At 69.8% G+C, this 25,917-nt stretch carries 23 protein-coding genes; 21 read left to right on the top strand and 2 right to left on the bottom strand.

Going from position 1 to position 25,917, the window contains the following annotated elements:
- Positions 1 to 40: 40 nt before the first annotated feature.
- Positions 41 to 820 carry a peptidylprolyl isomerase gene (locus ESP51_RS11695; RefSeq protein ID WP_129521082.1) on the bottom strand — a complete coding sequence of 260 codons (780 nt, stop codon included), beginning with the start codon at positions 818 to 820 and terminating at the stop codon, positions 41 to 43.
- 152 nt (positions 821 to 972) lie between these two features.
- Here ESP51_RS11695 and ESP51_RS11690 point away from each other — a divergent pair, with 152 nt between their 5' ends.
- The 10 genes from ESP51_RS11690 (at position 973) to aroB (ending at position 11,984) form a co-directional block, all read left to right on the top strand.
- Entirely contained in the window at positions 973 to 2,361 is a 1,389-nt protein-coding gene (locus ESP51_RS11690; RefSeq protein WP_129521081.1) for a replication-associated recombination protein A, read from the top strand.
- A gap of 207 nt (positions 2,362 to 2,568) precedes the next feature.
- Positions 2,569 to 3,192, top strand: coding sequence for a 30S ribosomal protein S4 (gene rpsD / locus ESP51_RS11685; RefSeq protein ID WP_129521080.1), 624 nt, complete (start codon positions 2,569 to 2,571; stop codon positions 3,190 to 3,192).
- Positions 3,193 to 3,331: 139 nt separating this feature from the next.
- Complete coding sequence (locus tag ESP51_RS11680; protein ID WP_129521079.1) at positions 3,332 to 3,535, top strand: hypothetical protein; 204 nt, start codon at positions 3,332 to 3,334, stop codon at positions 3,533 to 3,535.
- Positions 3,536 to 3,588: 53 nt separating this feature from the next.
- The gene (alaS, locus tag ESP51_RS11675; RefSeq protein ID WP_129521078.1) at positions 3,589 to 6,246 is read left to right on the top strand and encodes an alanine--tRNA ligase; all 2,658 of its coding nucleotides are present in this window, start codon (positions 3,589 to 3,591) and stop codon (positions 6,244 to 6,246) included.
- A gap of 5 nt (positions 6,247 to 6,251) precedes the next feature.
- Positions 6,252 to 6,728, top strand: coding sequence for a Holliday junction resolvase RuvX (gene ruvX / locus ESP51_RS11670; protein ID WP_129521077.1), 477 nt, complete (start codon positions 6,252 to 6,254; stop codon positions 6,726 to 6,728).
- 47 nt (positions 6,729 to 6,775) lie between these two features.
- A complete protein-coding gene (gene mltG, locus ESP51_RS11665) occupies positions 6,776 to 8,323 on the top strand; it encodes an endolytic transglycosylase MltG (protein WP_129521076.1) in 1,548 nt (515 codons plus the stop codon).
- Positions 8,324 to 8,327: 4 nt separating this feature from the next.
- Entirely contained in the window at positions 8,328 to 9,146 is an 819-nt protein-coding gene (locus ESP51_RS11660) for a shikimate dehydrogenase (protein ID WP_129521075.1), read from the top strand.
- 24 nt (positions 9,147 to 9,170) lie between these two features.
- Positions 9,171 to 10,391 carry a chorismate synthase gene (aroC, locus tag ESP51_RS11655; protein WP_129521074.1) on the top strand — a complete coding sequence of 407 codons (1,221 nt, stop codon included), beginning with the start codon at positions 9,171 to 9,173 and terminating at the stop codon, positions 10,389 to 10,391.
- Positions 10,384 to 10,902 carry a shikimate kinase gene (locus tag ESP51_RS11650; protein ID WP_241843130.1) on the top strand — a complete coding sequence of 173 codons (519 nt, stop codon included), beginning with the start codon at positions 10,384 to 10,386 and terminating at the stop codon, positions 10,900 to 10,902. Before aroC ends, ESP51_RS11650 begins: the two co-directional genes overlap by 8 nt.
- Positions 10,899 to 11,984, top strand: a complete 1,086-nt coding sequence (gene aroB / locus ESP51_RS11645; RefSeq protein WP_129521073.1) for a 3-dehydroquinate synthase — start codon at positions 10,899 to 10,901, stop codon at positions 11,982 to 11,984. Before ESP51_RS11650 ends, aroB begins: the two co-directional genes overlap by 4 nt.
- A gap of 57 nt (positions 11,985 to 12,041) precedes the next feature.
- Here aroB and ESP51_RS11640 read toward each other — a convergent pair whose 3' ends face one another.
- The gene (locus ESP51_RS11640; protein WP_129521072.1) at positions 12,042 to 14,294 is read right to left on the bottom strand and encodes an esterase-like activity of phytase family protein; all 2,253 of its coding nucleotides are present in this window, start codon (positions 14,292 to 14,294) and stop codon (positions 12,042 to 12,044) included.
- 144 nt (positions 14,295 to 14,438) lie between these two features.
- Between ESP51_RS11640 and ESP51_RS11635 the strand changes: the two genes are divergently transcribed.
- From ESP51_RS11635 to pyrF, 11 genes are all read left to right on the top strand, one after another.
- Positions 14,439 to 14,879, top strand: a complete 441-nt coding sequence (locus ESP51_RS11635; RefSeq protein ID WP_129521071.1) for a type II 3-dehydroquinate dehydratase — start codon at positions 14,439 to 14,441, stop codon at positions 14,877 to 14,879.
- Positions 14,880 to 15,018: 139 nt separating this feature from the next.
- Positions 15,019 to 15,582: an elongation factor P gene (gene efp, locus ESP51_RS11630; protein ID WP_129521070.1), complete on the top strand. Its 564-nt coding sequence runs from the start codon at positions 15,019 to 15,021 to the stop codon at positions 15,580 to 15,582.
- Positions 15,582 to 15,995, top strand: coding sequence for a transcription antitermination factor NusB (gene nusB / locus ESP51_RS11625; RefSeq protein WP_129521069.1), 414 nt, complete (start codon positions 15,582 to 15,584; stop codon positions 15,993 to 15,995). The genes efp and nusB overlap by 1 nt, the downstream gene beginning before the upstream one ends.
- Before the next feature lie 423 nt (positions 15,996 to 16,418).
- Complete coding sequence (locus ESP51_RS11620; protein WP_129521068.1) at positions 16,419 to 16,964, top strand: DoxX family protein; 546 nt, start codon at positions 16,419 to 16,421, stop codon at positions 16,962 to 16,964.
- 145 nt (positions 16,965 to 17,109) lie between these two features.
- Positions 17,110 to 17,649 carry a bifunctional pyr operon transcriptional regulator/uracil phosphoribosyltransferase PyrR gene (gene pyrR, locus ESP51_RS11615; RefSeq protein WP_129521067.1) on the top strand — a complete coding sequence of 180 codons (540 nt, stop codon included), beginning with the start codon at positions 17,110 to 17,112 and terminating at the stop codon, positions 17,647 to 17,649.
- Positions 17,649 to 18,599, top strand: coding sequence for an aspartate carbamoyltransferase catalytic subunit (locus ESP51_RS11610; RefSeq protein ID WP_129521066.1), 951 nt, complete (start codon positions 17,649 to 17,651; stop codon positions 18,597 to 18,599). Before pyrR ends, ESP51_RS11610 begins: the two co-directional genes overlap by 1 nt.
- Positions 18,599 to 19,942, top strand: a complete 1,344-nt coding sequence (locus ESP51_RS11605) for a dihydroorotase (RefSeq protein ID WP_129521065.1) — start codon at positions 18,599 to 18,601, stop codon at positions 19,940 to 19,942. The genes ESP51_RS11610 and ESP51_RS11605 overlap by 1 nt, the downstream gene beginning before the upstream one ends.
- A complete protein-coding gene (locus ESP51_RS11600; RefSeq protein ID WP_129521064.1) occupies positions 19,935 to 20,492 on the top strand; it encodes a PH-like domain-containing protein in 558 nt (185 codons plus the stop codon). The genes ESP51_RS11605 and ESP51_RS11600 overlap by 8 nt, the downstream gene beginning before the upstream one ends.
- Positions 20,485 to 21,648, top strand: coding sequence for a glutamine-hydrolyzing carbamoyl-phosphate synthase small subunit (carA, locus tag ESP51_RS11595; protein ID WP_206737300.1), 1,164 nt, complete (start codon positions 20,485 to 20,487; stop codon positions 21,646 to 21,648). The genes ESP51_RS11600 and carA overlap by 8 nt, the downstream gene beginning before the upstream one ends.
- Positions 21,648 to 24,935, top strand: coding sequence for a carbamoyl-phosphate synthase large subunit (gene carB, locus ESP51_RS11590; RefSeq protein WP_129521063.1), 3,288 nt, complete (start codon positions 21,648 to 21,650; stop codon positions 24,933 to 24,935). The genes carA and carB overlap by 1 nt, the downstream gene beginning before the upstream one ends.
- Entirely contained in the window at positions 24,932 to 25,810 is an 879-nt protein-coding gene (gene pyrF / locus ESP51_RS11585) for an orotidine-5'-phosphate decarboxylase (RefSeq protein WP_129521062.1), read from the top strand. Before carB ends, pyrF begins: the two co-directional genes overlap by 4 nt.
- Positions 25,811 to 25,917 lie beyond the last annotated feature (107 nt).

Genomic DNA, 25,917 nt, shown 5'->3' with positions numbered 1-25,917 from the left:
GCATCAAGCCTATTGCACCGCTCACAGGCGGCGCGGATCGTCACTCGATCGTGAACCCGCTGATCGTGACGGGCACCGCGGGGGCGCCGTCGCTCTGGCCGTCGGCCGTGCCGGCGTCGGTGATGCCCGCTCGGAGCGCGCCGAGCCCGCTCGTGACGCGACCGACGACGGTGTACCCGCCGGCCTCATCGGCCGTGAGGGTCGTGTCTTCGTAGACGATGAAGAACTGGCTGCCCTGGCTGTAGGCGTTCTGCTGCTGGCGGGCGATCGCGATCGTGCCGGCGGGGTACTGGTTGTCGGCGGGCGCGTTCTCGATGGGGCCGTAGCTGTAGCCGGGACCACCGCTGCCATCGCCGACCGGGTCACCGCACTGGAGCACCCAGATGTTGTCTTTCGTCAGGCGGTGGCAGCCGAGCCCGTTGTAGAAGCCCGCCTGGATCAGGTTGATCTCGCTCGAGGCGGCCTGCGGCGCGGCGGCACCGTCGAGCTCGATCCCGAGTGGGATGTCGTTGAGCGTGAGCGTGCCGGTCCAGGTGCGTCCTTCTGCGAGGTCGGCGGAGGGCACGTCGCCATGGTTCTCGCCGGGAGGCGTGGACGGCGCGGGCGTCTCGGTCGCCGCCGGCTCGGTCGCGCCCGGTCCGCCGCTGAAGTAGAAGAGCTGCGCGCCCGTCGCGAGGGCGAGCACGACGACGAGCGCGAGGCTCGCGATGACGTTGTCGCGAGTGCGGCGGCGCTGCTTTCGGACGTGCACTTCCTGCCGGGCCTGGTAGGTGCGCAGGCGCGCTCGTTCTTCACGCGCCTGTCGGTCGTTCGATGCCACGCATGCTCCTTCTCGGGACTCCTGCGTGCCGACTCTACGCAAGCCCCGGTGTGCGCACCAATCGCCGACCCGCCGGCACCCTCGAACCTCGACGTTGCGCGGCTTCCACGCACCGGGTTTCCATGTCGGATGCCGCGACTACGCTGAGAAGCATGGTGGACTCCGGCCCGGGCCTGCGCTCCGGCGCTACCCCCCTCGCGGTGCGCATGCGACCGACGAGCCTCGACGAGGTCGCCGGCCAGCGACACCTCCTCACCCCGGGTTCGCCGCTCGTGGCACTCGCCGGCGACCGCTCGGGCGAGTCCGGCTCCGTCTCCGTCATCCTGTGGGGGCCGCCCGGAACGGGCAAGACCACGCTCGCGCAGGCGATCGCGCGCTCATCGGGGCGTAAATTCGTCGAGCTCTCGGCCGTGAGCGCCGGAGTGCGCGACGTCCGCCAGGTGATGGAGGAGGCGCGAGCGAGCCGCGATCTGTACGGGCTCTCCACGGTGCTCTTCCTCGACGAGATCCACCGCTTCACGAAGGCCCAGCAAGACGCCCTGCTGCCGGGAGTCGAGAACGGTTGGGTCATCCTCGTCGCCGCGACCACCGAGAATCCGTCGTTCTCGGTCATCTCGCCGCTCCTGTCGCGTTCGCTCCTGCTCACGCTCGAACTCCTCACCGACGACGACCTCGGCGTGCTCGTCGACCGCGCGGTCGAAGATCCGCGTGGGCTGGCAGGCAGGTTCGAGCTCGATGCCGAGGCACGTGCCGCGATCATCCGGCTCGCCTCGGGCGACGCCCGCCGCGCGCTCACGGCCCTCGAGGCGGCATCCGTGGCGGCCGCGCAGTCCACGCCGGCGGCCGAAGACGAATCGTCGGCGACCGACGACGCCGAGACGGATGCCGCAGCACCCGCGAAGCCCGTCATCACCGCCGACATCGTGGCGCGCGCCGTCGACCGCGCGCTGCTCCGCTACGACCGCAACGGCGACGAGCACTACGACGTGATCAGCGCGTTCATCAAGTCGGTGCGGGGGAGCGACGTCGACGCGTCCCTGCACTACCTCGCCCGCATGATCGAGGCGGGCGAAGATCCACGGTTCATCGCGCGGCGCATCATCGTGCTCGCCTCCGAAGACATCGGCCTCGCCGATCCGAGTGCGCTCGGCGTCGCGGTGGCAGCAGCCGATGCCGTGCAGTACATCGGCATGCCCGAGGGCCGCATCCCACTTGCGCAAGCGGTCGTGCACCTGGCGACGGCGCCGAAGTCGAACGCCGCCTATATGGGCATCGACCGAGCCATCGCCGACGTGCGCGAGGGCAAGGCGGGGCGTGTGCCCAAGCACCTCCGCGACGCGCACTATCCCGGCGCCAAGCGGCTCGGGCACGGCAAGGGCTATCGGTATCCGCACGACGATGCGATCGGCGTCGTTGCGCAGGAGTACCTGCCCGAGTCGCTCCGCGGCGCGGTGTACTACGAGCCGACCGAGCACGGCAACGAGCGCGACGTCTCGGCCCGTCTCGCGAAGATCAGGCGCATCGTGCGCGGCGAGCGCTGATACTGGCGATGGCGCGTGGGCAACGGGCCTTCGGCGTGATAGCATATCCGTTGGCCTGAAGCCTGATTCTCGCGTGCGGCTGCGCGGTTTCCACGGTGAAGGGGCGAGACCTGTAGCCGGTCTGCCCGTGGCGAACCCCTCTGACAAGACTTCCGGCGCCCAGCGCGCCTGGAACCAACCGTTTGAGATTCTTCCGAAAGGACATTCGTGTCGAACCAGTCACGCAGCAAGACCCGCCTCTCCCGCGCACTCGGCGTCGCCCTGACCCCGAAGGCCGCCCGCTACATGGAGAAGCGTCCCTACGCTCCCGGTGAGCACGGCCGCACCAAGCGCAAGACCGACTCCGACTACGCCGTGCGTCTGCGCGAGAAGCAGCGTCTTCGCGCCCAGTACGGCATCCGCGAGAAGCAGCTTCGCATCGCGTTCAACGAGGCCCGCCGCACCGAGGGCCTGACGGGTGAGAACCTCGTCGAGCTGCTCGAGATGCGCCTCGACGCGCTCGTGCTCCGCGCCGGCTTCGCCCGCACCATCACGCAGGCTCGCCAGTTCGTGGTGCACCGCCACATCCTCGTCGACGGCCAGCTCGTCGACCGTCCCTCGTTCCGCGTGAAGCCGGGTCAGCTCGTGCACGTCAAGGCACGCAGCGAGGGCACCGAGCCCTTCCAGGTCGCGGCCGCAGGCGGTCACGTCGACCTGCTCCCGCGTGTGCCGGGTTACCTCGAGGTCGAGCTCGACAAGCTCCAGGCCCGCCTCCTGCGTCGCCCGAAGCGCGCCGAGGTCCCCGTCACGTGTGACGTGCAGCTCGTCGTGGAGTACTACGCCGCTCGCTGACGCAACGGCATCAGAACAGGGGTCGCGGGGTTTCCCGCGGCCCCTGTTCCGTCTTCGGCGCCCGCATTGCGCGCCACTAGACTGGTTCGAGGCGTGCCGAGCGCACCGCATCGGCGAGAGATCGAGCAGGGAGCATTCCGTGAAGAGCATTCTGTGGTTCACCGCCGGCGTTGCAGCCGGGTTCGTCGTCGCGCACCAGATGAACCAGACCAAGCAGGGTCAGGACTTCTTCTCATCCATCGACGCGAAGGCCCGTGCATTCGGCAATGCCATCGCCGAGGGGTACCACGCCCGCGACGCCGAGCTGCGAGCCGAATCGGGCGACGCAGTCCCGGGTCGCTGAGCGCCCGACCACGTTGAGGCCCGGATGACCCGGGCGTGATCCAGAACGGAACCATGCAGACTGCCGACATCCGCCAGCGTTGGCTGGACTTCTTCGCCGAGCGCGGACACGCCGTCGTGCCCTCGGCCTCGCTCGTCTCCGACGACCCGACGCTGCTCTTCACGGTCGCCGGAATGGTGCCGTTCGTGCCGTACCTCACGGGGTTGGTTCCGGCGCCGTACCCGCGGGCCACGAGCGTGCAGAAGTGCATCCGCACGAACGACATCGAGGAAGTCGGCAAGACCCCGCGACACGGCACGTTCTTCCAGATGAACGGCAACTTCTCGTTCGGCGACTACTTCAAGGAAGGCGCCATCGGCATGGCGTGGGAGCTGCTCACCACTCCCGAGGCCGATGGCGGGTACGGCTTCGACCCGAACGACCTCTGGGTCACCGTCTACAAAGACGACGACGAGGCGATCGAGCTCTGGAAGCAGATCGCCGGCCTGCCCGAGGAGCGCATCCAGCGCCTCGACAAAGACACGAACTACTGGCACACCGGCCAGCCCGGCCCTGCCGGCCCGTGCTCGGAGATCTTCTTCGATCGCGGCCCCGCGTATGGTGCCGACGGCGGCCCGGCCACCGATGACGACCGCTATGTCGAGATCTGGAACCTCGTGTTCATGCAGTACCTCATCGACGACGTGAAGTCGAAGACCGACTTCCGCATCGTCAGGGAGCTGCCGAAGAAGAACATCGACACCGGCATGGGCCTCGAGCGCGTCGCGTTCATCAAGCAGGGCGTCGAGAACATGTACGAGATCGACCAGGTGCGTCCCGTGCTCGATCGCGCAGCGGAGCTCTCGGGGCGTCGGTACGGAGCCGATCACGACGACGATGTGCGAATGCGCATCATCGCCGACCACATCCGCTCCGCGCTCATGCTCATGAGCGATGGCGTGAGCCCGTCGAACGAGGGGCGCGGCTACATCCTCCGCAGGCTCCTGCGTCGCAGCATCCGTGCCATGCGCCTCCTCGGAGTGGAGGGTCCGACGTTCCGCGAGCTGTTCGCGGCATCGCGTGACGCGATGAAGGCGGCCTACCCCGAGGTCGCGACCGACTACACGCACATCGAGCAGCTTGCGCTCGGCGAAGAGGAGACGTTCCTCCGCACGCTCACCGCGGGCACGGGCATCCTCGACCTCGCCGTCGAGAAGACCAAGCGCGCTGGCAGCGCGGAGCTCGCCGGCGACACCGCCTTCCTCCTGCACGACACCTACGGGTTCCCGATCGAGCTGACGCTCGAGATGGCCGAGGAAGCCGGCCTCGCGGTCGATCGAGGGGCGTTCGACTCGCTCATGACCGACCAGCGCAGCCGTGCGAAGGCCGACGCGAAGTCGAAGAAGAAGGTGCTCGCCGACCTCTCCGTGTACGCGGACTTCCGCGCCAAGGGCGAGACGATCTTCACCGGATACTCCGACCTGACCACGCAGTCCAGCGTGCTCGGGCTCCTCGTCGACGGCCGGCCCGTCTCTCGAGCGAGTGCGGGGCAGACGGCCGAGGTGATCCTCGCCGAGACCTCGCTCTATGCCGAGTCCGGCGGTCAGGCGCCCGATCAGGGCCGCATCGTCGGCGACGGGTTCGAGCTCGAGGTGCTCGACGTGCAGAAGCCGATCAAGGGCCTCATCAGCCACACCGTGAAGGTCAGCCTCGGCGAGGTCGGCGTGGGAGTGCCCGCGACGACGCTCGTCGACGAGCAATACCGGCGGGGCGCCACCCAGGCGCACTCCGGCACGCACATCGTGCACGCGGCCCTCCGCCAGGTGCTCGGGCCGAACGCACACCAGTCGGGATCGTTCAACAAGGCGGGCTACCTGCGCCTCGACTACGGCTGGAACTCGGCACTCTCGTCCGAGACCCGCAGCGAGATCGAGGAGATCTCCAACGCCGCGATTCGCGACAACCTCGAGGTCCGCACCCGCGAGATGCCGCTCGACGAGGCGAAGTCCCTCGGCGCGATGGCGCTCTTCGGCGAGAAGTACGGCGACGTCGTACGTGTCGTCGACATCGGCGGGCCATGGTCGCGAGAGCTGTGCGCCGGCACGCACGTGTCGACGAGTGCCGAGATCGGCATGATCAACATCGTCGGCGAGTCATCCGTCGGCGCTTCGAACCGTCGAGTCGAATCGCTCGTCGGGCTCGAGGCGTTCCGCAGGTTCGCCGCCGAGCGAGCGCTCGTCTCCGAGCTCACCTCGACCCTGAAGACGCGGCCCGAGCAACTCGTCGACCGCGTCGGCGAGCTCGTCTCGAGCCTGAAGGCAGCCGAGAAGCGCATCCAGGCCTTCGAGTCGAAGGCGCTGAACGACCGGGTGCCGGCACTTGCGGCGAAAGCCGTGCGCACGGGCGACGTGCTCCTCGTGGCGGAATCGGTCGGGACGCTCGGCTCGGGCGACGAGCTTCGCTCCCTGGCCCTCTCCGTGCGAGCCCAGCTCGGCGCCGTGGCATCCGTCGTGGCACTGGCCGGCGAGGTGGGCGGCAAGCCGCTCGCGATCGTGGCGACGTCGCCCGCGGCTCGAGACGCCGGCGCGAACGCCGGCGCTCTCGCGAAGGCGATGGCCGCGGTGCTCGGCGGCGGTGGCGGCGGCAAGCCCGACCTCGCACAGGGCGGGGGCAACGACGTGTCGGCGATCCCTGCAGCGCTCGACGCCGTACGACGAGAGCTCGGCCGGTAGACACGATGCGACTGGGCGTGCGGCTCGGCATCGATGTGGGGCGAGCGCGCATCGGTGTCGCGCGTTGCGATGCCGGGGCGCTCCTCGCCGTGCCTGTGGAGACGGTTCCGCGCGCGCCCGATGGCGACGCCGACATCCGCCGCGTGCTCGAGCTCACGGAGGAGTTCGGCGCTTTCGAACTCGTGGTGGGGCATCCGCTCTCGTTGTCGGGTGCGGCGACCGCATCGACCGACGATGCCGTCGCCTTCGCCGAGCGTCTGGCACGTGCCGGGGCATCCGTGCGACTCGTCGATGAGCGGCTCTCCACCGTGAGCGCCCAGCAGGCGCTTCGGGCCTCGGGGCGGTCGAGTCGCACCCAACGTCCAGTCATCGACCAAGTTGCAGCCGTTATCATTCTGCAACACGCCATCGACACGGAGCGGGCGTCGGGCGTGGAGCCCGGCCGGATGCTCACGACAGACGAAGGGTCGTCCCCCCTGTGACCCACCTTCCTCCTGCCTCGCCGGCCGGCGGATCCGAGCGCCCCCCGATGACCCGCCGCGAGGCCCGGGAGGCCGAGCAGCGCAGGGCCGCCCTGCTGCAGCGGGAGCAGCAGGAGCAGGAGCAGCAGCAGGGAGCCGGCCGGTCGTCGACGACGCCGCCACATGCGCAGCACCCGCCCGAGCAGCAGATGGCCCAAGAGGCCGCCGAGCGACAGCAGGCGTCCCACGCGCTGTCCGATGACCGACGTACGCCACAGTGGCCGGCCGAGCAGCAGGCCGCTTCGCAATGGCAGGCCGGCCAGCAGGGCATCCCACCACAACAGACGGCGCACGAGGCCCCGTTCCAGTGGCAGCTCGATCCCCCCGATTCGCAGCCGCAGGAGCATGAGGAGGACATCCTTCTGCCATGGGGCGAGGAGCCACAGCCGCGGTCAGGCGACCCCGACGACGAGCCCACCTCGCGTCGATTGAGCCGTTCGGAGCGGCGCGCCCTCAAGCACGGGGGGTATCACGACGACGACAAGCCCCGCAGGAAGGGACCTTGGGGGTGCCTGGTCGGACTCCTCGTCGTCGTCGCACTCGCCGTGGGCGCGTTCTTCTTCCTCCAGGGCCCGATCAACGCGCTCATCGAGCGATTCACTCCCGCCGAGGACTACACGGGAGCCGGCACCGGCGAGGTGATCTTCATGATCCACGAAGGCGACACCGGCGCCGATATCGCCGAGAACCTCGTCGACGAGGGAGTCACCGCCTCCTACGACGCCTTCTACGACCTGCTGCTCGAGCAGTCGCCCGATCCCGAGTTCCATCCGGGCGCGTACCAGCTGGCCGAGCAGATGAGCGCCCAGGCAGCGCTCGACGCGCTCCTCGACCCGACGAAGAAGCTCGAGAACACGTTCGTCATCCAAGAGGGGATGTGGGCGAAGAACGCCCTCGCCGAGGCGGCGGCCGTCTCCGAGATCCCGATCGAGGAGCTGCAGGCCGCGGCCGCCGACCTGCGGGCGCTCAGCCTGCCTCCCGAGGCGACGAGCGTCGAGGGATTCCTGTTCCCCGCCACGTACACCGTCGCTCCGGGCATGACGGCCCCCGACCTCGTGAAGACGCTCGTCGATCGCTCGTTCCAGGCGCTCGACGCTGCAGGGGTCGCGCCGCAGGACCGATGGCGCACCGTCGTGAAGGCCTCGCTCATCGAGCGTGAGGCAGGGCTCCGCGACGACTACTACAAGGTGTCGCGGGTCATCGAGAACCGGCTGAACCCCGAGCTCTTCGAGAGCGGCCTCCTGCAGTTCGACTCGACCGTGCACTACGGCGTCGGCGACGACTCCGTCGTCACGACGACCGATGCCCAGCGCTCCGACCCGGCGAACCCCTACAACACCTACGTGCATCCGGGTCTGCCGCCCGGTCCGATCGGCAACCCAGGCGATCTCGCGATCGACGCGGCGATCAATCCGGCCGACGGACCGTGGCTGTACTTCGTGACGGTCGACCTCGACTCCGGTGAGACGGTGTTCTCGTCGACGATCGAGGAGCACGAGGCCGCCGTCGTGCGGTTCCGCGCCTGGCTCGACGAGCACCCCGAGTACGGGGACTGACGCGATGCGCCGACTCGCGGTGCTCGGTTCGCCGATCGCCCACTCGAAGAGCCCGGGACTCCACCGCGCCGCCTACCGGCTGCTCGGCCTCGATTGGGAGTATTCCGCGATCGAGATGCGCGGCGATGGCCTCGCCGCATTCATCCAGGGACTGGATGACTCGTGGCGGGGGCTCTCGCTCACGATGCCGCTCAAGCAGGACGTGCTTCCGCTGCTCGACGACGTCGAGGAGCTCGCGGTGCTCGCCGGCGCAGCGAACACCGTGCTCTTCGAGGACGGCAGGCGGCGCGGATTCAACACCGACGTCGCTGGCATCGTGCGCGCGCTCGGTGAGGCAGGTGTCGCCCGCGTGCATCACGGGGTCGTGATCGGCGGCGGCGCTACCGCCGCGTCCGCACTCGTCGCGATGGCCGAGCTGGGCGCAGCGCACGTGCGGGTGCTCGTGCGACGGCGGGGCGCCGCCGCGGAGCTGATCGGGCTCGGCTCGCGACTGGGCCTCGTGGTCGACGAGGCACGCATCGACGAGCTCGCGCTGGCGCGCGAGGCGGAGCTCGTCGTGAGCACCGTTCCCGGTGGCACGGACCTCGGCGTCGCAGTATCCGACACCCTTGTCCACACCGCGGCCCTGCTCGACGTCGCATACGACCCGTGGCCGTCGCCGCTCGCCGCCGGCTGGATCGCCGCGGGCGGCACGGTCGTGCACGGACTCGGGATGCTGCTGCACCAAGCGCTCATCCAGGTGCGGATCTTCGTTCACGGCGATCCACTCGCGCCGCTTCCCGACGAAGACGCCGTGCTCGCCGTCATGCGCGAAACCCTGTAGCGCGGCTGTGGAAGGATAGAGGGCATGCTCCGTTGGCTCACTGCCGGAGAGTCGCACGGTCCTGAGCTCGTCGCGATCCTCGAGGGTCTTCCCGCCGGTATCCCCGTCTCGCTCGACGATATTCGCGCCGACCTCGCGCGCCGCAAGCTCGGCTACGGCCGGGGCGCGCGCATGAAGTTCGAGCAGGACGAATTGTCCATCTCGGGTGGGGTGCGCCACGGGCTCAGCCTCGGCAGCCCGATCGCCCTGCGCATCGGCAATACCGAATGGCCCAAATGGTCTGAGGTGATGAGCCCCGAGCCGGTCGATCCCGACTCGCTCGGCCGCGGCCGCGGCGCCCCGCTGACCCGGCCCCGACCCGGGCACGCCGATCTCGTCGGCATGCAGAAGTACGGCTTCGACGAGGCGCGCCCTGTGCTCGAGCGAGCCAGCGCACGCGAGACTGCCGCCCGCGTCGCCCTCGGCGCCGTCGCTCGATCGTTCCTCGCCGAGCTCGGCGTGCGCCTCGTGGCGCACACGCTCGCGATCGGCCCCGTGCGCGTTCCCGAGGGCCGGCCGCTGCCGCTGCCCGACGATGTCGATCAGCTCGACGCCGACCCGCTGCGGTGCTTCGACCCCGAGACCTCCGCGGCGATGGTCGCCGAGGTCGACGCGGCGCACAAAGACGGCGACACCCTCGGCGGCGTCGTCGAGGTGCTCGCGTACGGCGTCCCGCCCGGACTCGGCTCCTACGTGCACTGGGACCGCCGACTCGACGCGCAACTCGCGGCGGCACTCATGGGCATTCAGGCGATCAAGGGCGTCGAGGTCGGCGACGGATTCCTCACCACGACGCGTCGCGGCTCGGTGGCGCACGACGAGCTCCACCAGGGCGAGGGTCGAATCCTGCGCGGCAGCGACCGTGCCGGTGGCACGGAGGGCGGCATGAGCACCGGCACCGTGCTGCGGGTGCGCGCCGGCATGAAGCCCATCGCGACCGTTCCGCACGCACTGCCCACAGTCGACGTCGCCACGGGCGAGCCCGCCGTGGCGCACCACCAGCGTTCCGACGTCGTCGCAGTGCCGGCGGCCGGGGTCGTGGCCGAGGCCATGGTCGCCCTGACCCTCGCGAACGCGATGCTCGAGAAGTTCGGCGGCGACTCCGTGGCGGAGACGCGACGCAACCTCGACGCCTACCTCGCGGCGATCCCGGCGACGCTCCGCACCGCGGGCGCCTCGGAGACCGCCGCGGCCGATCGTGCCTGACGAGCGCCGCACGGGCCTGCCGATCGTGCTCATCGGCCCGATGGGTGCCGGCAAGTCACGCGTGGGCCAACGGCTCGCCTCGGCCGTCGACGCCCCCTTCATCGACACCGACGTCCGGATCACCGAGCGCTACGGCCCGATCGACGAGATCTTCGCTCGCGAGGGCGAGGAGTACTTCCGCATCATCGAGCGCGAGATCGTCGCCGACGCGCTGCGGGAGGAGTCCGTGATCTCGCTCGGCGGGGGCGCCGTGCTGCACCCCGAGACGCAGGCCGACCTCGAAGACCTGCCGGTCGTATGGCTGCAGGTCTCGGCCGAGGCGGTCGCACCGCGACTCTCGGGCAGCACCAGACCGCTCCTCGCCGAAGGCGGCATCGGCGCGTGGAAGGCGATCCTCGAGTCGCGCCGGCCCGTGTATGAGGCGCTCGCCGACCTGCGCATCGACACCTCGCGTCGCTCGGTCGCGCGGATCGTCGAGGAGATCACCGAGTGGTTCGGAGGAGCACGATGACGGCGAGCGAGACGCGAACGACGATCCACGTCGGGGGCGACGACGGGTACGACGTCGTGATCGGGCGAGCGGTGCTCGCCGAGCTCCCCGAAGTGCTCGGCACGGCGCCGAAGAAGGTGCTCGTGGTGCATCCGTCCACCCTCGGCGCTCGCGCCGCGGCCTTGCGCGAAGAACTGCAGGGCCGATACGAGGTGCTGCTCGCCGAAGTGCCCGACGCCGAGGCGGCCAAGCGCGTCGAGGTCGCCGCGTTCTGCTGGCAGGTGCTCGGCCAGGCCGACTTCACGCGCAGCGACGCCGTCATCGGTCTCGGCGGCGGCGCGATCACCGATCTCGCCGGCTTCGTCGCCGCCACATGGCTGCGGGGCGTGCGAGTCGTCCAGGTGCCCACGACAGTGCTCGGAATGGTCGACGCCTCGGTCGGCGGCAAGACCGGCATCAACACGAACGAGGGCAAGAACCTCGTGGGCGTGTTCCACGCGCCCGCGGCGGTGCTCTGCGACCTCGACCTGCTCGACACGCTCCCGAAGAACGAGATCCTGGCCGGATTCGCCGAGATCGTGAAGGCTGGGTTCATTCGCTACCCCGAGATCCTCGACGTGATCGAGGCCGACCCCGAGGCGGCGACCGACCCGGCGACGCCCGAGTTCCGTCGCGTCGTCGAGCTCGCCATCCGCATGAAGGCCGAGGTCGTGAGCGAGGACTTCACCGAGCAGGGCCTGCGCGAGATCCTGAACTACGGCCACACGCTCGGGCATGCGATCGAGCACGCCGAGCGCTACCAGTGGCGCCACGGCGCGGCGGTCGCGGTCGGCATGATGTTCGCCGCCGAGCTCGGTCGGCTGAGCGGACGCCTCTCCGACGAGGTCGTCGATCGGCATCGCCGCGTGCTCGAGCTGCTGAGCCTGCCGACGACGTACCCGGCAGGCCGGTGGAACACGCTGCTCGCCACCATGCAGCGCGACAAGAAGGCCCGCGGGGGAGCACTGCGGTTCATCGTGCTCGACGATATCGCGCGGCCCACGGTGCTGCACGCTCCCGACCAGTCGCTGCTCTTCGCCGCGTACCAGGAGATCGGCTCCTGACACGGAGCGAGGGTGGGGATGCCACGGCATCCCCACCCTCGCTCCGCGATGCGGTGCTCAGTCGATGGCAGCGACCGCGACGTCGGGATTGTCGCTGAACAGTCCGTCGAGGCCTGCCTCCACGAAGACCCGGATCTCGCCGGCGAGGTCGCCGATCCCGGCGGGGTCGGCGCTCGAGCGGAACTCGGCCGGAAGGAAGGCGTTCTCGCGTCGGAAGGTCCAGCCGTGCACGTCGAGCCCGGCCGCGTGCGCGTCGGCGATGACCGGGGTCGGCGTGCCGAGCGTGCCGTCGGCCTTGCGGGGGATCGCGACGCTCTTCTCGATGCCGATGCCGTCGGCGTAGCCCGCGATCTCGGCGAGCCCTGCCGGGGTCACGAGGTCGGCGTACGTACGCGCATCGCCGGCGGCGGTGAAGTCGTACGGCCGGCCGCTCGAGCTGATGAGCTGGGCGAGAGCGACCTCGGTCAGGCCGTCGAGCTCCTTGAGGTTCGCGACCTCGAAGCTCTGCACGATGACCGGGGCGTCGGCGTCGTCGACGCCGTTCCGCGCGAGCTGGGCGACGAGCGGCTCCTCGAGCGAGAGTCCGATCGAGTCGAAGTACGTCGGGTGCTTCGTCTCGGGGTACACGCCGATGGGCTCACCCTGGCAGCTCACGGAGTGCCGTGCGAGGTCGATGACCTCGTCGAGCGTCGGCACCTGGTAGAGGCCGTTGAACGCGGTGTTCTGCGGACGAATCTGGGGAAGCCGCTCGATCGCGCGGAGGGTCTTCAGCTCGGCGAGCGTGAAGTCCTCGGTGAACCAGCCCGTGACCGTGGCGCCGTCGATCGTCTTCGTGGCCTTGCGGGCGGCGAACTCGGTGCGGGCCGCGACATCCGTCGTGCCGCTGATCTCGTTCTCGTGGCGGGCGACGAGGACGCCGTCTTTCGTCGCGACCACGTCGGGCTCGATGAAGTCCGCGCACTGCGTGATCGCCGTCTCATAGGCGGCGAGCGTGTGCTCGGGGCGGTAGCCGCTCGCGCCCCGGTGGCTCACGACCGTGATGTCCGAGGAGGGCACCCGTTCCTTCTCGAGGTCGATGAGGTCGAACTCGGTGTCATCCGGCGTGCCCGTGATGCGTGCGTCATTGCCCGGGTAGTTGTTGTCGTTGCCGATGAGGAGGCGCCCGTCGCGGAGCCGCACGACCGTCTCGAACGACTGCACGGGCAGCGAGAACACCTCGCCCGTCCCGTAGCCGTCGCCCGCGCCGAGGAGGTCGGGGTTGGCGATGCGCAGCGCGTCGAGCACGAGCGACTTCTCGACGTAGCCCTCGTGGTCGGTGCGCGAGAGGTCGATCTCGTAGACGCGCTTGGTGACCGCCTGCTCGCCCTCGAAGTCGTCGCGCTCGACGAGGAGCAGCACGTCATTGCGCACGGTGAACGCGTCACCGACGACGTTCGCGTCCTGGTCGGCCTGGTAGTTCCACGTGCGCCCGGTGTAGGCGCCGGTGGTCGTGTCGAACTCGAGGATCTCGCGGCGCCGGAGGTCGGGGTCGTCGGCGTATGCGCCCTCCAGCACCGGGTAGAGGTGTCGACCGCTGGTCGATCCCGCGAGTGCCTCGAACCCGCGGCTCGCGCGCACCCGGGGCGTCTCGCCGGCCGCGAGATAGGGGTTCTGGGGCGACTTTGCGCCGCCCGGCAGCGGGACCGGCTTCTCGAGGAGCGTGCCGTCGGCGCCGAAGTGCAGGAGGAACGGGCCGAACTCCTCGCCGACCCAGAACGAGCCGTCCTTCGCCTGCACGATCGACTCGATGTCGAAGTCCGCTCCCGTGAGCAGACGCTCGGGGGTCGACTCGTTCACGATCGGGAAGTCGAGCACGTGGTTCGCGTCGTTGTAGGAGATGAAGCGCTCGATCGTGATGTCACCCGCGCCGCCGTCGGCCGTCTCCCAGTCGGGGCGCACGAGGTAGTTGCGCAGCAGGAAGTCGGCCGAGTTCGCCTTCGAGCCGAAGCCGTTGTCGGGCTGGGCCCAGAAGGTGCCATCGCCGTTGTCGATCATCGCGGAGAATCCGGGCACGACCTGACCGGCGAACGGGCCGGTGCGGCCGTTCGCGGCCGAGGCCAGCGCACCGGACGGCGGCCCCGCCTCGAGGTGATCCGCCGACAACGTCGCGCGGGCGACGAGCGTCGGCTCGACGATCTTGGCCGAAGGGCCCTGCGGCTCGCCGTTGCCGGCCGCGATCGCGGGAGAGGGGATGAGGATGACGGCCGCGGTGGCGGCCGCCGCGGCCAGGGCGAGGAAGCGCGTCTGCGCGCGAGCTGAGCGATGTGGCATGCACGCAACACAATCGGGCGGAGCGCACGTTGGAGTGGCCGCCGGAAATCTCGATGCCGACCAGTCGGTGAACACGGGGTGGTTGCGCCGAGAGAGGCGCAACCCGCTGTCACCCTCCCGTTCACTGGTGGATAGGCTTGCCGCGTGACTTCCACCATCCTCGTCCTCAACGGACCGAACCTCGGCCGGCTCGGCACGCGCGAGCCCGAGGTGTATGGCAGCGAGACGCTCGCCGACATCGAGGCGTCGCTCGCGGCATCCGTGCCCGACGGGGTGTCGATCGACCTCCGGCAGACCGATGACGAGGCCGAGCTCATCGCGTGGATCCACCACGCCGTCGACGAGCGAGTGCCGGTCGTGCTGAATCCGGCTGCCTTTACTCATTACAGCTACGCGCTTCGGGATGCCGCCGCGCAGCTCAGGCAAGCGGGCGTGCCGCTCGTCGAAGTGCACCTCTCGAACCCGCACACGCGCGAGACCTTCCGGCACACGAGTGTCATCTCGGGGGTCGCGACTGGCGTCATCGCGGGCTTCGGATCCGACTCCTACCGGCTGGCCGTCGATTGGATCCTGCGGCACGCGTGAGCCGGGATTCTGCCGCGCGCCCGGCGGGGGTGCCCTGCATTGGCGCCGTCCAACGGCAGCGACTACACTCGACCGACTGAACTCTGTGTTCCGGCCGACTCCGGCCGAGCAATTTCGCAACTGAACGGATCACATTCGCATGGCAAGCACCGCTGACATCAAGAACGGCGTCGTCCTGAACATCGACGGCCAGCTCTGGAGCGTCATCGAGTTCCAGCACGTCAAGCCCGGCAAGGGCGGTGCGTTCGTCCGGACGAAGCTGAAGAACGTGGTCTCGGGCAAGACCGTCGACCGCACCTACAACGCGGGCACGAAGATCGACGTCGAGAACGTCGACCGCCGCGACTTCACCTACCTCTACAACGACGGCGAAGCCTTCGTCTTCATGGACGCGAGCGACTACGACCAGCTCACGGTGCCCGCCACGGTCGTCGGCGACGCTGCGAACTTCATGCTCGAGAACCAGTCCGTCACGATCGCCCTGAACAACGGCAATCCGCTCTACGTCGAGCTCCCGGCATCCGTCGTGCTCGAGATCACCTACACCGAGCCCGGCCTGCAGGGCGACCGGTCCACCGGCGGAACGAAGCCGGCGACCGTCGAGACCGGCTATGAGATCCAGGTTCCGCTCTTCCTCGAGACCGGCACCAAGGTCAAGGTCGACACTCGAACCGGTGACTACCTCGGCCGCGTGAACGACTAGTGAGCGCTCGCACCAAGGCGCGCAAGCGCGCGCTCGACATGCTGTACTCGGCCGACATGCGGCAGGTGCCGGTCGAGCAGATGCTCGTCGTCGAGGCGGAGAAGGCCGTCAACGAGCCCGAGCGCGCGGCTTCGTGGCTCTACGCGCGCGAGATCGTCGACGGCATCGTCGACCACCGCGCCGAGATCGACGAGCTCATCGAGACCCACTCACGCGGGTGGACCCTCGACCGCATGCCGGCGGTCGACCGGGCGCTCCTGCGCATCGGGGTCTGGGAGATCCTCTACAACGACGCGGTGCCCGACCCCGTCGCGATCTCCGAAGCCGTGGAAGCGGCGACCGTGCTCTCGACCGACGACTCGGCCGGCTTCGTGAACGGCCTGCTCGCGGCGATCTCGCACTCCAAGGGGTAGGTCGAAGCACCCCCGACGACGAGACGGAGGGTGTGCTCGACGACCTCCCGGGGGCCGTCGTGCTCGGCGAGACGGGCGGCGAGTCGCTGCGCGTTCGTGCGGTAGGAGGCATCCGTCGATACGCGTCGCCAGGCCCGCAGCACGGCCAGTGCCGACGGACGGCCGGTGCGGAGGTCGACGCCCGCGCCCGCCCACGCGACCGGCACAGCGGATGCCTCGACGTCGCGCCACCGCGTCGAGAGTCCCAGTGCTGGCCTGCCACCTGACCCAGTGCTTACCCCTGTGCAGGTTGGGTGACAGCCCTCGCCGGATTCCCGCGTTCACCCGGATCACGCGGCCGGTCGCGGCCGATTCACTGGTTGACGGTGCCGAACACGGCATCCCAACACAACCCGTGAACCGCTCTGGAAGGAGCACCCGACCATGTCGTCCATCTCCGCCCCGACTCCCGGCCTGCAGCCCGTCGGTACCCGTCCCGCCCCCATCGGCCGGATCGCTCTGCTCGAGCGCGTCCACTCGGCCGAGGCCATGCTGAAGTCGCTGCTCGAGCGCTGGAGCGCTCACGCGCTGCGCATCGCCCTCGGCACGGTGTTCGTCGTCTTCGGCGTGCTCAAGTTCTTCCCCGGAGTCAGCCCGGTCGAGTCGCTCGTGACCGCGACCTGGGGAGTGCTCACCTTCGGCATCGTCGGCGGGCAGCTCGCCCTCGTGCTGACGGCGGCCATCGAGACCGTCGCCGGCCTCGCACTCATCTCGGGCGTCTTCGCGCGTTTCGGTCTCGTGATGCTCGCCGTCGCGTTCGTCGGCATCTTCTCGCCGCTCGTGTTCTTCCCGGCGGAGCTGTTCGCCGACGGGGGACCGACGCTGCTCGGACAGTACGTGCTGAAGAACATCGTGCTCGTCGCGGCGGCGCTCGTCGTCGCCTCGCGCGTGCTCCACGGACCGTCGCGATCGTCACGTCCGTCGCGATGATCGCGGATCCCCGCGATCCGGACGGGAGGGCGAGGCGCTGAGCGCCTCGCCCTCCTGCATGTCCGGGCGGGTCGCGGCGCCGCTGATATGATCGAGGCACTGACAACCTTGAAGCCCGTCCTGTGAGGCGGAGAAGGGAGTCCGCATGGCTGTGCGCATCGTGCTGCAGCAAGCTGACCTCGACCGGGCGCTCACTCGTATCGCCCATGAGATCCTCGAGTCGAATCGCGGGGCCGATGGCCTCGTGCTCCTCGGTATTCCGACTCGCGGCGTCGTGCTCGCCGAGCGGCTCGCGGCGATCGTCGGCCGCATCGCGGCGACCGAGATCCCGTCCGGCGCCCTCGACGTCACGATGTACCGCGACGACCTCGGCCGCAACCCCGTGCGTGCACCGCAACCGACGGCCGTTCCCGAAGGCGGCATCGACGGCAAGACCGTCGTGCTCGTCGACGACGTGCTCTACTCGGGCCGCACGATCCGCGCGGCATTCGACGCGCTCGCCGACCTCGGTCGCGCCCGGGCGGTGCGTCTCGCGGTGCTCGTCGATCGCGGTCACCGCGAGTTCCCGATCCGGGCGGACTTCGTCGGCAAGAACCTGCCGAGCTCGGCGCGCGAGCGCATCAACGTGCGGCTCGCAGAGATCGACGGCGACGATGCCGTCACGATCGACGGGCGCGACGACTGATGCGGCACCTGCTGAGCACCCGCGATCTCGAGCGGCCCGAGGCGATCGGCCTGCTCGACGTCGCTGAGGACATGGCCGCCGTGCAGGAGCGCGAGGTGAAGAAGCTCCCGACGCTCCGCGGCAAGACCGTCGTGAACCTCTTCTTCGAGGACTCCACGCGCACGCGGATCTCCTTCGAGGCCGCAGCCAAGCGCCTCTCGGCCGACGTCATCAACTTCAGTGCGAAAGGCTCGAGCGTCTCGAAGGGCGAGAGCCTCAAAGACACCGCGCAGACCCTGCAGGCGATGGGCGCCGACGGCGTCGTGATCCGGCATCACGCCTCGGGCGCGCCGCAGACGCTCGCCACGAGCGGCTGGATCGACGCAGGCGTCGTGAACGCCGGCGACGGCACCCACGAGCATCCGACCCAGGCACTCCTCGACGCGTTCACACTCCGGCGTCGCCTGCACGGGCGCGCCTCGCGCGGGCGCGGCCTCGACGGCACTCGCGTCGTGATCGTCGGCGACATCCTGCACTCCCGCGTCGCGCGATCGAACGTGTGGCTGCTCACGACCCTCGGCGCCGAGGTCGAGCTCGTCGGCCCGCCGACCCTCATGCCCGTCGACACGAGCGCATGGCCGGCGCGAATCGGCTACGACCTCGACGCCGCACTCGATGAGGTGCCCGACGCCGTCATGATGCTCCGCATCCAGGCGGAGCGCATGCACGCCGCGTATTTCCCGAACAGCCGCGAGTACGCGCGCATCTGGGGGCTCGACGACGCCAGGTTCGACCGGTTGCCCCCGACTACGATGGTCATGCACCCGGGCCCGATGAACCGCGGGCTGGAGATCGCCGCCCGCGCCGCAGATTCGCCGCAATCCACGGTGCGCGAGCAGGTCGCGAACGGAGTATCAGTGAGAATGGCCGCCCTCTACCTCCTGTTGTCGGGCGAACGGGGGGAGTCGTGATGCGCGAGTCGCACCTCATCACCGGCGCGACGCTGCCGAACGGCGAGCGCGCCGACATCCTCGTCCAGAACGGCCTCATCGCGAAGGTCGGCACCGTGACGGATGCCGCCGGCGCGACGGTCGTCGACGGCGACGGCCTCATCGCACTGCCCGGACTCGTCGACCTGCACACGCACTTGCGCGAACCGGGCTACGAGCAGAGCGAGACGGTGCTCACGGGCACGCAAGCCGCCGCAGCGGGCGGGTTCACCGCCGTCTTCGCGATGGCGAACACGTTCCCGGTCGCCGACACGGCGGGCGTCGTCGAGCAGGAGGCGAGCCTCGGCCGCGCCGCCGGTTACGCCACCGTGCAGCCCATCGGCGCGGTCACGGTGGGCCTGAAGGGTGCCGAACTCGCCGAGCTCGGGGCCATGGCCCGCTCCCGCGCGAACGTGCGCGTCTTCTCCGACGACGGCTTCTGCGTGTCCGACCCGCTGCTCATGCGCCGCGCCCTCGAGTACGTCAAGGCCTTCGACGGGGTCATAGCCCAGCACGCCCAGGAGCCGCGCCTCACCGAGGGCGCGCAGATGAACGAAGGCGCCCTCTCGGGCGAGCTCGGCCTCACGGGCTGGCCAGCCGTCGCCGAGGAGTCGATCATCGCCCGCGACGTGCTCCTCGCCGAGCACGTCGGCAGCCGCCTGCACGTGTGCCACGTGTCGACCGCAGGATCGGTCGAGGTGATCCGCTGGGCGAAGGCGCGCGGCATCGACGTGACCGCCGAGGTCACGCCGCATCACCTGCTGCTCACCGAAGACCTCGTGGCCGGCTACGACCCGCGTTTCAAGGTGAATCCTCCGCTGCGGCGCACCGAAGACGTGCAGGCGCTGCGCGCCGCCCTCGCCGACGGCACGATCGACATCGTCGCGACCGACCATGCGCCGCATCCGGTCGAGGCGAAGGAGAGCGAGTGGGACGCCGCCGCGAACGGCATGGTGGGCCTCGAGTCCGCCTTGGCCGTCGTGCACGCCGCAGTCGTCGAGACGGGCCTCATGGGCTGGGCGGATGTCGCGCGAGTGCTCTCCGAGGCGCCGGCCCGCATCGGTCGCCTCCGCGGCCACGGGGGCGCGCTCGTCGCCGGGTCGCCGGCTGAACTCACGCTCTACGACCCGAGCGCGGCATCCGCGTTCGATCTCGATCGCCTCGCCGGCCGGAGCACGAACTCGCCGTATCTCGGACGAACCCTGCCGGGTGCGGTCGTCGCGACCTTCCACAGCGGGTACCCGACGTATCTCGACGGTGTCCTGCGCCCCGCCGACGAGGTGGCGCAGCGCGCCGCCGAGGCACGGGAGGACGCCCATGGATAAGTGGATCGGCGCGATCGTCTGCCTCGTCATCGTCGCCCTCGCCGTCTGGCTGATGTACCGCTCGTGGCGGCGCCGCACGGTGCGCGACGAGTCGCTCTCGGCCTACCCGGTTCCGGCGAGCCATGCCGAGCCGCTCTTCGAGACCGAAGTGCTCTACGTCGCGACGACGCCCGTCGGCGAGCCGCTCGAGCGGCTCGCCGTGCACGGGCTCGCGTATCGCGGCTCCGCGCGGATCGAGGTGCTCCGCGAGGGCATCATCCTCCGCATCGCGGGGGAGTCGACGAGCTTCATCCCCGCCGACCGGCTGTCCGGCGCCGAGATGGCGAGCTACGCGATCGACCGCGGCGTGGAGCCCGAGGGCCTCATCGCCGTGACCTGGATCGCCAGCGAGCGCGACACCGCCGTGGCTTCGCCACGCGTCGACAGCTACCTCCGGGCCAGGTACCCGGGCGACCCGGCCCGGATCATCCAGGCCATCAACGACATCGCCGCCGCGCCCGTCGCGCCGCGGCCGAAGCAGAAGCAAGAGAGTGAGGCCTCGGATGACTGAGACCACCACCATCGCCCGCACGAGCGAACCCGCCGTGCTCGTGCTCGAAGACGGACGCCGCTTCGAGGGACGCGCTTACGGGGCCCGCGGACGCACGCTCGGCGAGGCCGTCTTCGCCACCGGCATGACCGGCTACCAGGAGACCCTCACCGACCCGTCGTACGCCGGACAGATCGTCATGATGACGGCGCCGCACATCGGCAACACGGGAATGAACGACGAAGACATGGAGTCGGCCCGCATCTGGGTCGCGGGCTTCATCGTGCGCGACCCCTCCCGCGTCGTCTCCAACTTCCGCTCGCAGCGGAGTCTCGACGACGACCTCGCCGAGGCGGGCATCGTCGGCATCAGCGGCATCGACACTCGCGCCGTCACCCGCCACCTCCGCTCGGCGGGCGCGATGCGGTCCGGCATCTTCTCGGGCGAGGATGCCTCGCTCACGGCGGGCGAGCAGCTCGACCTCGTTCGCGCCGCCGCCGAGATGACCGGGCGCAACCTCTCGGGCACGGTCTCGACACAAGAGCCCTACACGCTCGCCGCGGAAGGCGAGCGGGTCGGTTCGGTCGCTGTGCTCGACCTCGGCGTGAAGACCTCGACGCTCCGCTACCTCGCCCAGCGCGGCTTCGACGTGCACGTGGTGCCGCAGTCGATCACCGCAGAAGAGGTGCTCGCGATGGCCCCCGACGCGCTGTTCTTCTCGAACGGACCCGGCGACCCCGGGGCATCCGATCGCCATGTCGACCTGCTGCGCACGACGCTGCGCGCGGGCCTGCCCTACTTCGGCATCTGCTTCGGCAACCAGCTGCTCGGCCGCGCCCTCGGCTTCGGCACGTACAAGCTGCCCTTCGGACACCGCGGAATCAACCAGCCCGTGCTCGACAAGGCGACCGGCCGGGTCGAGATCACGTCGCACAACCACGGCTTCGCGGTCGACGCGCCCATCGAGGGTGTGAGCGACTCGAGTGAGGGATTCGGCCGGGTCGAGGTGAGCCACTACGACCTGAACGACAACGTGGTCGAGGGCCTCAACTGCCTCGACATCCGGGCGTTCTCGGTGCAATACCACCCCGAATCCGCCGCAGGGCCACACGATGCCAACTACCTCTTCGACCGATTCCGCGACATGGTGCTCGCCAGCAAGGAGACCGAAGTCTGATGCCCAAGCGCGACGACATCAACAGCGTCCTCGTCATCGGCTCGGGTCCGATCGTCATCGGCCAGGCGGCCGAGTTCGACTACTCGGGCACCCAGGCCTGCCGGGTGCTGCGAGCCGAGGGCGTTCGCGTCATCCTCGTGAATCCGAACCCGGCCACGATCATGACCGACCCCGACTTCGCCGATGCCACGTACATCGAGCCGATCACGCCCGACATCATCGAGTCGATCATCATCAAGGAGCGCCCAGACGCGGTGCTGCCGACACTCGGCGGGCAGACGGCGCTGAACGCCGCGATCGCGCTGCACGACGCTGGCATCCTCGAGAAGCACGGCGTCGAGCTCATCGGCGCCAAGGTCGAGGCGATCCGCAAGGGTGAAGACCGCCAGCTCTTCAAAGACCTCGTGATCGAGGCCGGTGCGGATGTCGCGCGCTCCCACGTCGCGAAGAACCTCGACGAGGCCAAGGCCTTCGCGGAAGACCTCGGCTACCCCCTCGTGGTGCGCCCGTCCTTCACGATGGGCGGACTCGGCTCGGGCTTCGCGTACACCGAGGAAGACCTCGTGCGCTACGTGACACAGGGCCTGCACGATTCGCCGACCACCGAGGTGCTGCTCGAGGAGTCGATCCTCGGCTGGAAGGAGTACGAGCTCGAGCTCATGCGCGACACGCACGACAACACGGTCGTCGTCTGCTCGATCGAGAACGTCGACCCAGTCGGCGTGCACACCGGCGACTCCATCACGGTCGCGCCCGCGCTCACCCTGACCGACCGCGAGTACCAGCAGCTGCGCGACATCGGCATCGACATCATCCGCGCCGTCGGCGTCGACACCGGCGGCTGCAACATCCAGTTCGCGATCGACCCCGCCGACGGGCGCATCATCGTCATCGAGATGAACCCGCGGGTGTCGCGTTCGTCGGCGCTCGCCTCGAAGGCCACCGGATTCCCGATCGCGAAGATCGCCGCGAAGCTCGCGATCGGCTACCGGCTCGACGAGATCCCGAACGACATCACGCGCGTCACGCCCGCGAGCTTCGAGCCGACGCTCGACTACGTCGTGGTGAAGGTGCCCCGCTTCGCATTCGAGAAGTTCCCCGCCGCCGATCCCACGCTCACGACGACCATGAAGTCGGTCGGCGAGGCCATGGCGATCGGCCGCAACTACGCGACGGCGCTGCAGAAGGCGCTCCGCTCGCTCGAGAAGCGCGGTTCGTCGTTCCACTGGGGCGACGAGGAACGCAGCGCGGCCGAGCTCGTCGAGGCATCCCGCACCCCCACCGACGGGCGCATCGTGCTCGTGCAGCAGGCACTGCGCAAGGGTGCCACGATCGCCGAGCTCTTCGAGGCGACGAAGATCGATCCCTGGTTCCTCGACCAGATCGTGCTGATCAACGAGGTCGCCGAGACCGTCGCGTCCGCTGAGAACCTCGACACCGACCTCCTCATCCTCGCGAAGGACCACGGCTTCTCCGACGCGCAGATCGGACAGCTCCGCGGCTTCGGCGAAGCCGATGCTCGCGAGGTGCGCCACATCCTCGGCATCCGCCCGGTCTACAAGACCGTCGACACGTGCGCGGGGGAGTTCCCGGCGCTCACCCCCTACCACTACTCGAGCTACGACCTCGAGACCGAGGTCGAGCCCTCCGACCGGCGCAAGGTCGTCATCCTCGGCTCGGGGCCGAACCGCATCGGCCAGGGCGTCGAGTTCGACTACTCGTGCGTGCACGCGTCGTTCGCGCTCTCGGCGGCCGGGTTCGAGACGATCATGATCAACTGCAACCCCGAGACGGTCTCGACCGACTACGACACGAGCGACCGGCTCTACTTCGAGCCGCTCACGCTCGAAGACGTGCTCGAGGTGATCCACGCCGAGTCGCAGACCGGCGAGCTCGTCGGCGTCGTCGTGCAGCTCGGCGGCCAGACCGCACTCGGCCTCGCGAAGGGCCTCGAGGCGGCGGGCATCCCGATCCTCGGCACGAGCCCCGACGCCATCGACACCGCCGAGGAGCGCGGGCTCTTCTCCGGCATCCTCGACGCAGCGGGCCTGCTCGCCCCGAAGAACGGCACCGCGATCGACGTCGCGGGCGCCGTGCACGTCGCCGAGGGCATCGGCTACCCGGTGCTCGTGCGACCGAGCTACGTGCTCGGCGGTCGTGGCATGGAGATCGTGTACGACTCGGCGTCGCTCGCCGACTACTTCGTGCGCATCGAGGGCCAGGGCATCGTCGGCCCGACGCATCCGCTGCTCGTCGACCGCTTCCTCGACGACGCGATCGAGATTGACGTCGACGCGATCTACGACGGCACCGACCTCTACATCGGCGGCGTCATGGAGCACATCGAGGAAGCCGGCATCCACTCCGGCGACTCGAGCTGCACGCTCCCGCCCGTGACCCTCGGCCGCGCCGAGGTCGACCGCGTGCGCGAGGCGACCCGCGGCATCGCCGAGGGGATCGGCGTTCGAGGCCTGCTCAACGTGCAGTTCGCCGTCGCGGCGGGCGTGCTCTACGTGCTCGAGGCGAACCCGCGCGCGAGCCGCACGGTGCCATTCGTCTCGAAGGCGCTCGGCATCCCGCTCGCGAAGGCGGCCTCTCGCGTCATGGTCGGCGCGACGATCGCCGAGCTCATCGACGAGGGGATGCTCCCCGCGTCCGACGGCTCTCGCGTGCCGCTCGACGCCCCGGTGTCCGTCAAGGAGGCCGTGCTGCCCTTCCACCGCTTCCGCACCCGCGAGGGCACCATGGTCGACTCCGTGCTCGGCCCCGAGATGCGTTCGACGGGCGAGGTCATGGGCATCGACAAGGACTTCCCGACGGCGTTCGCGAAGAGCCAGCTCGCCGCGTACGGCGGCATGCCGCTCACGGGCACCGTGTTCGTTTCGGTCTCCGATCGCGACAAACGGGCGATCATCCTTCCGGTGCTCCGGCTGAAGCAGCTCGGCTACGAGATCGCGGCGACCGAGGGCACCGCCGAGGTGCTCCGCCGCAACGGCATCGAGGCCGGCGTCGTGCTGAAGTTCAGCGACAAGCCCACGGCCGATGCGGCATCCGTCGTCGAGCTCATCCACCGGGGCGAGATCGACGTCGTGGTGAATACGCCGAGCGGCCGCTCGGCTCGCGCCGACGGTTATGAGATCCGCGCCGCGGCCGTGGCATCCGACATCCCGCTGTTCACCACCATTGCCGAACTGTCGGCCGCGGTCGCCTCGCTCGACGCGGTGCGCACGGGCTTCGAGGTCACGAGCCTGCAGGAGTACCAGGCCCGGCGGGAGGCGCACGTATGAGCGGCCCGACGTCGTTCGGCGATCGACTCGATGCCGTCTTCGCGACCCGCGGCCGGCTCTGCGTCGGCATCGACCCGCACGCCTCGCTCCTCTCCGAGTGGGGCCAGTCCGATTCCGCCGAGGGCGTGCGCGAGTTCGGCCTGCGGGTCGTCGAGGCCGCTGCGAACCACACCGGCATCGTGAAGCCGCAGGTCGCCTTCTTCGAGCGCCACGGCGCCGCGGGCTATGCGGCGCTCGAGCGGATCATCCGCGAAGCTCGCGCCGCCGGGCTCCTCGTGATCGCCGACGTCAAGCGCGGCGACATCGGATCGAGCGTCGAGGCCTACGGTGAGGCGTGGCTGCGGCCGGGCTCGCCGCTCGAGGCCGACGCGATGACGATCAGCGCCTACCAGGGCCTCGGCTCGATCGAGTCCGTGCTGGTCGCGGCCGAGTCCGCGAACAAGGGCCTCTTCGTGCTCGCCGCGACGTCGAACCCCGAGGCGGCGGCCATCCAGCGCGCAGTGCTCCAGCAGTCGAGTCGTGCCGGCTCCACGGTCGCGCAGGCGATCACGTCGGGCGTCATCGCCTGGAACGAAGGGCGAGCGGATGCCGCGACCCGATCGTTCGGCTCGGTCGGCGTCGTGCTCGGCGCGACCAACGAGCTCTCGCTCGCCGGCATCGACACCGAGTCCGAGCCCTCGCGGCCCGGACTCCCGGTGCTCGCGCCGGGCTTCGGGTACCAGGGCGCAGAGCTCTCCGACTTCCGCAGGATCTACGGAGCGCTGGGGCCGGGCGTGATCGTGAGCGAGTCGCGCTCGATCCTCGGCGCAGGCCCTGACGGCATCGCCGACGCGATCGCGCGTCGCGCCGACGAGGTCGGAGCTGCGAGTGCCTGAGCGGGTATCGGTCTCACCGTCGGCGCCGCCCGAGGTCGATCGCGTCGCGGCATCCCGCGCGGCGGTGGCGGCGCGCCGCGCCCGCGCTGCGGTGAAGGCCGACGTCG

Source organism: Agromyces albus, from assembly GCF_004134825.1.
GTDB classification, from domain to species: domain Bacteria; phylum Actinomycetota; class Actinomycetes; order Actinomycetales; family Microbacteriaceae; genus Agromyces; species Agromyces albus.
Note: the sequence above shows the minus strand (reverse complement) of the source record. Positions and strands in the feature narration are given on the sequence as shown.

Excerpts from the sequence above, each read along its gene's own strand:
- carB (WP_129521063.1), top strand. The coding sequence starts at position 21,648 with ATGCCCAAGCGCGACGACATCAACAGCGTCCTCGTCATCGGCTCGGGT.
- ruvX (WP_129521077.1), top strand. The coding sequence starts at position 6,252 with ATGCGACTGGGCGTGCGGCTCGGCATCGATGTGGGGCGAGCGCGCATC.
- ESP51_RS11690 (WP_129521081.1), top strand. The coding sequence starts at position 973 with ATGGTGGACTCCGGCCCGGGCCTGCGCTCCGGCGCTACCCCCCTCGCG.
- ESP51_RS11620 (WP_129521068.1), top strand. The coding sequence starts at position 16,419 with ATGTCGTCCATCTCCGCCCCGACTCCCGGCCTGCAGCCCGTCGGTACC.
- ESP51_RS11660 (WP_129521075.1), top strand. The coding sequence starts at position 8,328 with ATGCGCCGACTCGCGGTGCTCGGTTCGCCGATCGCCCACTCGAAGAGC.
- efp (WP_129521070.1), top strand. The coding sequence starts at position 15,019 with ATGGCAAGCACCGCTGACATCAAGAACGGCGTCGTCCTGAACATCGAC.
- aroC (WP_129521074.1), top strand. The coding sequence starts at position 9,171 with ATGCTCCGTTGGCTCACTGCCGGAGAGTCGCACGGTCCTGAGCTCGTC.
- alaS (WP_129521078.1), top strand. The coding sequence starts at position 3,589 with ATGCAGACTGCCGACATCCGCCAGCGTTGGCTGGACTTCTTCGCCGAG.
- mltG (WP_129521076.1), top strand. The coding sequence starts at position 6,776 with ATGACCCGCCGCGAGGCCCGGGAGGCCGAGCAGCGCAGGGCCGCCCTG.
- ESP51_RS11640 (WP_129521072.1), bottom strand. The coding sequence starts at position 14,294 with ATGCCACATCGCTCAGCTCGCGCGCAGACGCGCTTCCTCGCCCTGGCC.
- ESP51_RS11600 (WP_129521064.1), top strand. The coding sequence starts at position 19,935 with ATGGATAAGTGGATCGGCGCGATCGTCTGCCTCGTCATCGTCGCCCTC.
- aroB (WP_129521073.1), top strand. The coding sequence starts at position 10,899 with ATGACGGCGAGCGAGACGCGAACGACGATCCACGTCGGGGGCGACGAC.
- pyrR (WP_129521067.1), top strand. The coding sequence starts at position 17,110 with ATGGCTGTGCGCATCGTGCTGCAGCAAGCTGACCTCGACCGGGCGCTC.
- ESP51_RS11605 (WP_129521065.1), top strand. The coding sequence starts at position 18,599 with ATGCGCGAGTCGCACCTCATCACCGGCGCGACGCTGCCGAACGGCGAG.
- pyrF (WP_129521062.1), top strand. The coding sequence starts at position 24,932 with ATGAGCGGCCCGACGTCGTTCGGCGATCGACTCGATGCCGTCTTCGCG.
- ESP51_RS11610 (WP_129521066.1), top strand. The coding sequence starts at position 17,649 with ATGCGGCACCTGCTGAGCACCCGCGATCTCGAGCGGCCCGAGGCGATC.
- carA (WP_206737300.1), top strand. The coding sequence starts at position 20,485 with ATGACTGAGACCACCACCATCGCCCGCACGAGCGAACCCGCCGTGCTC.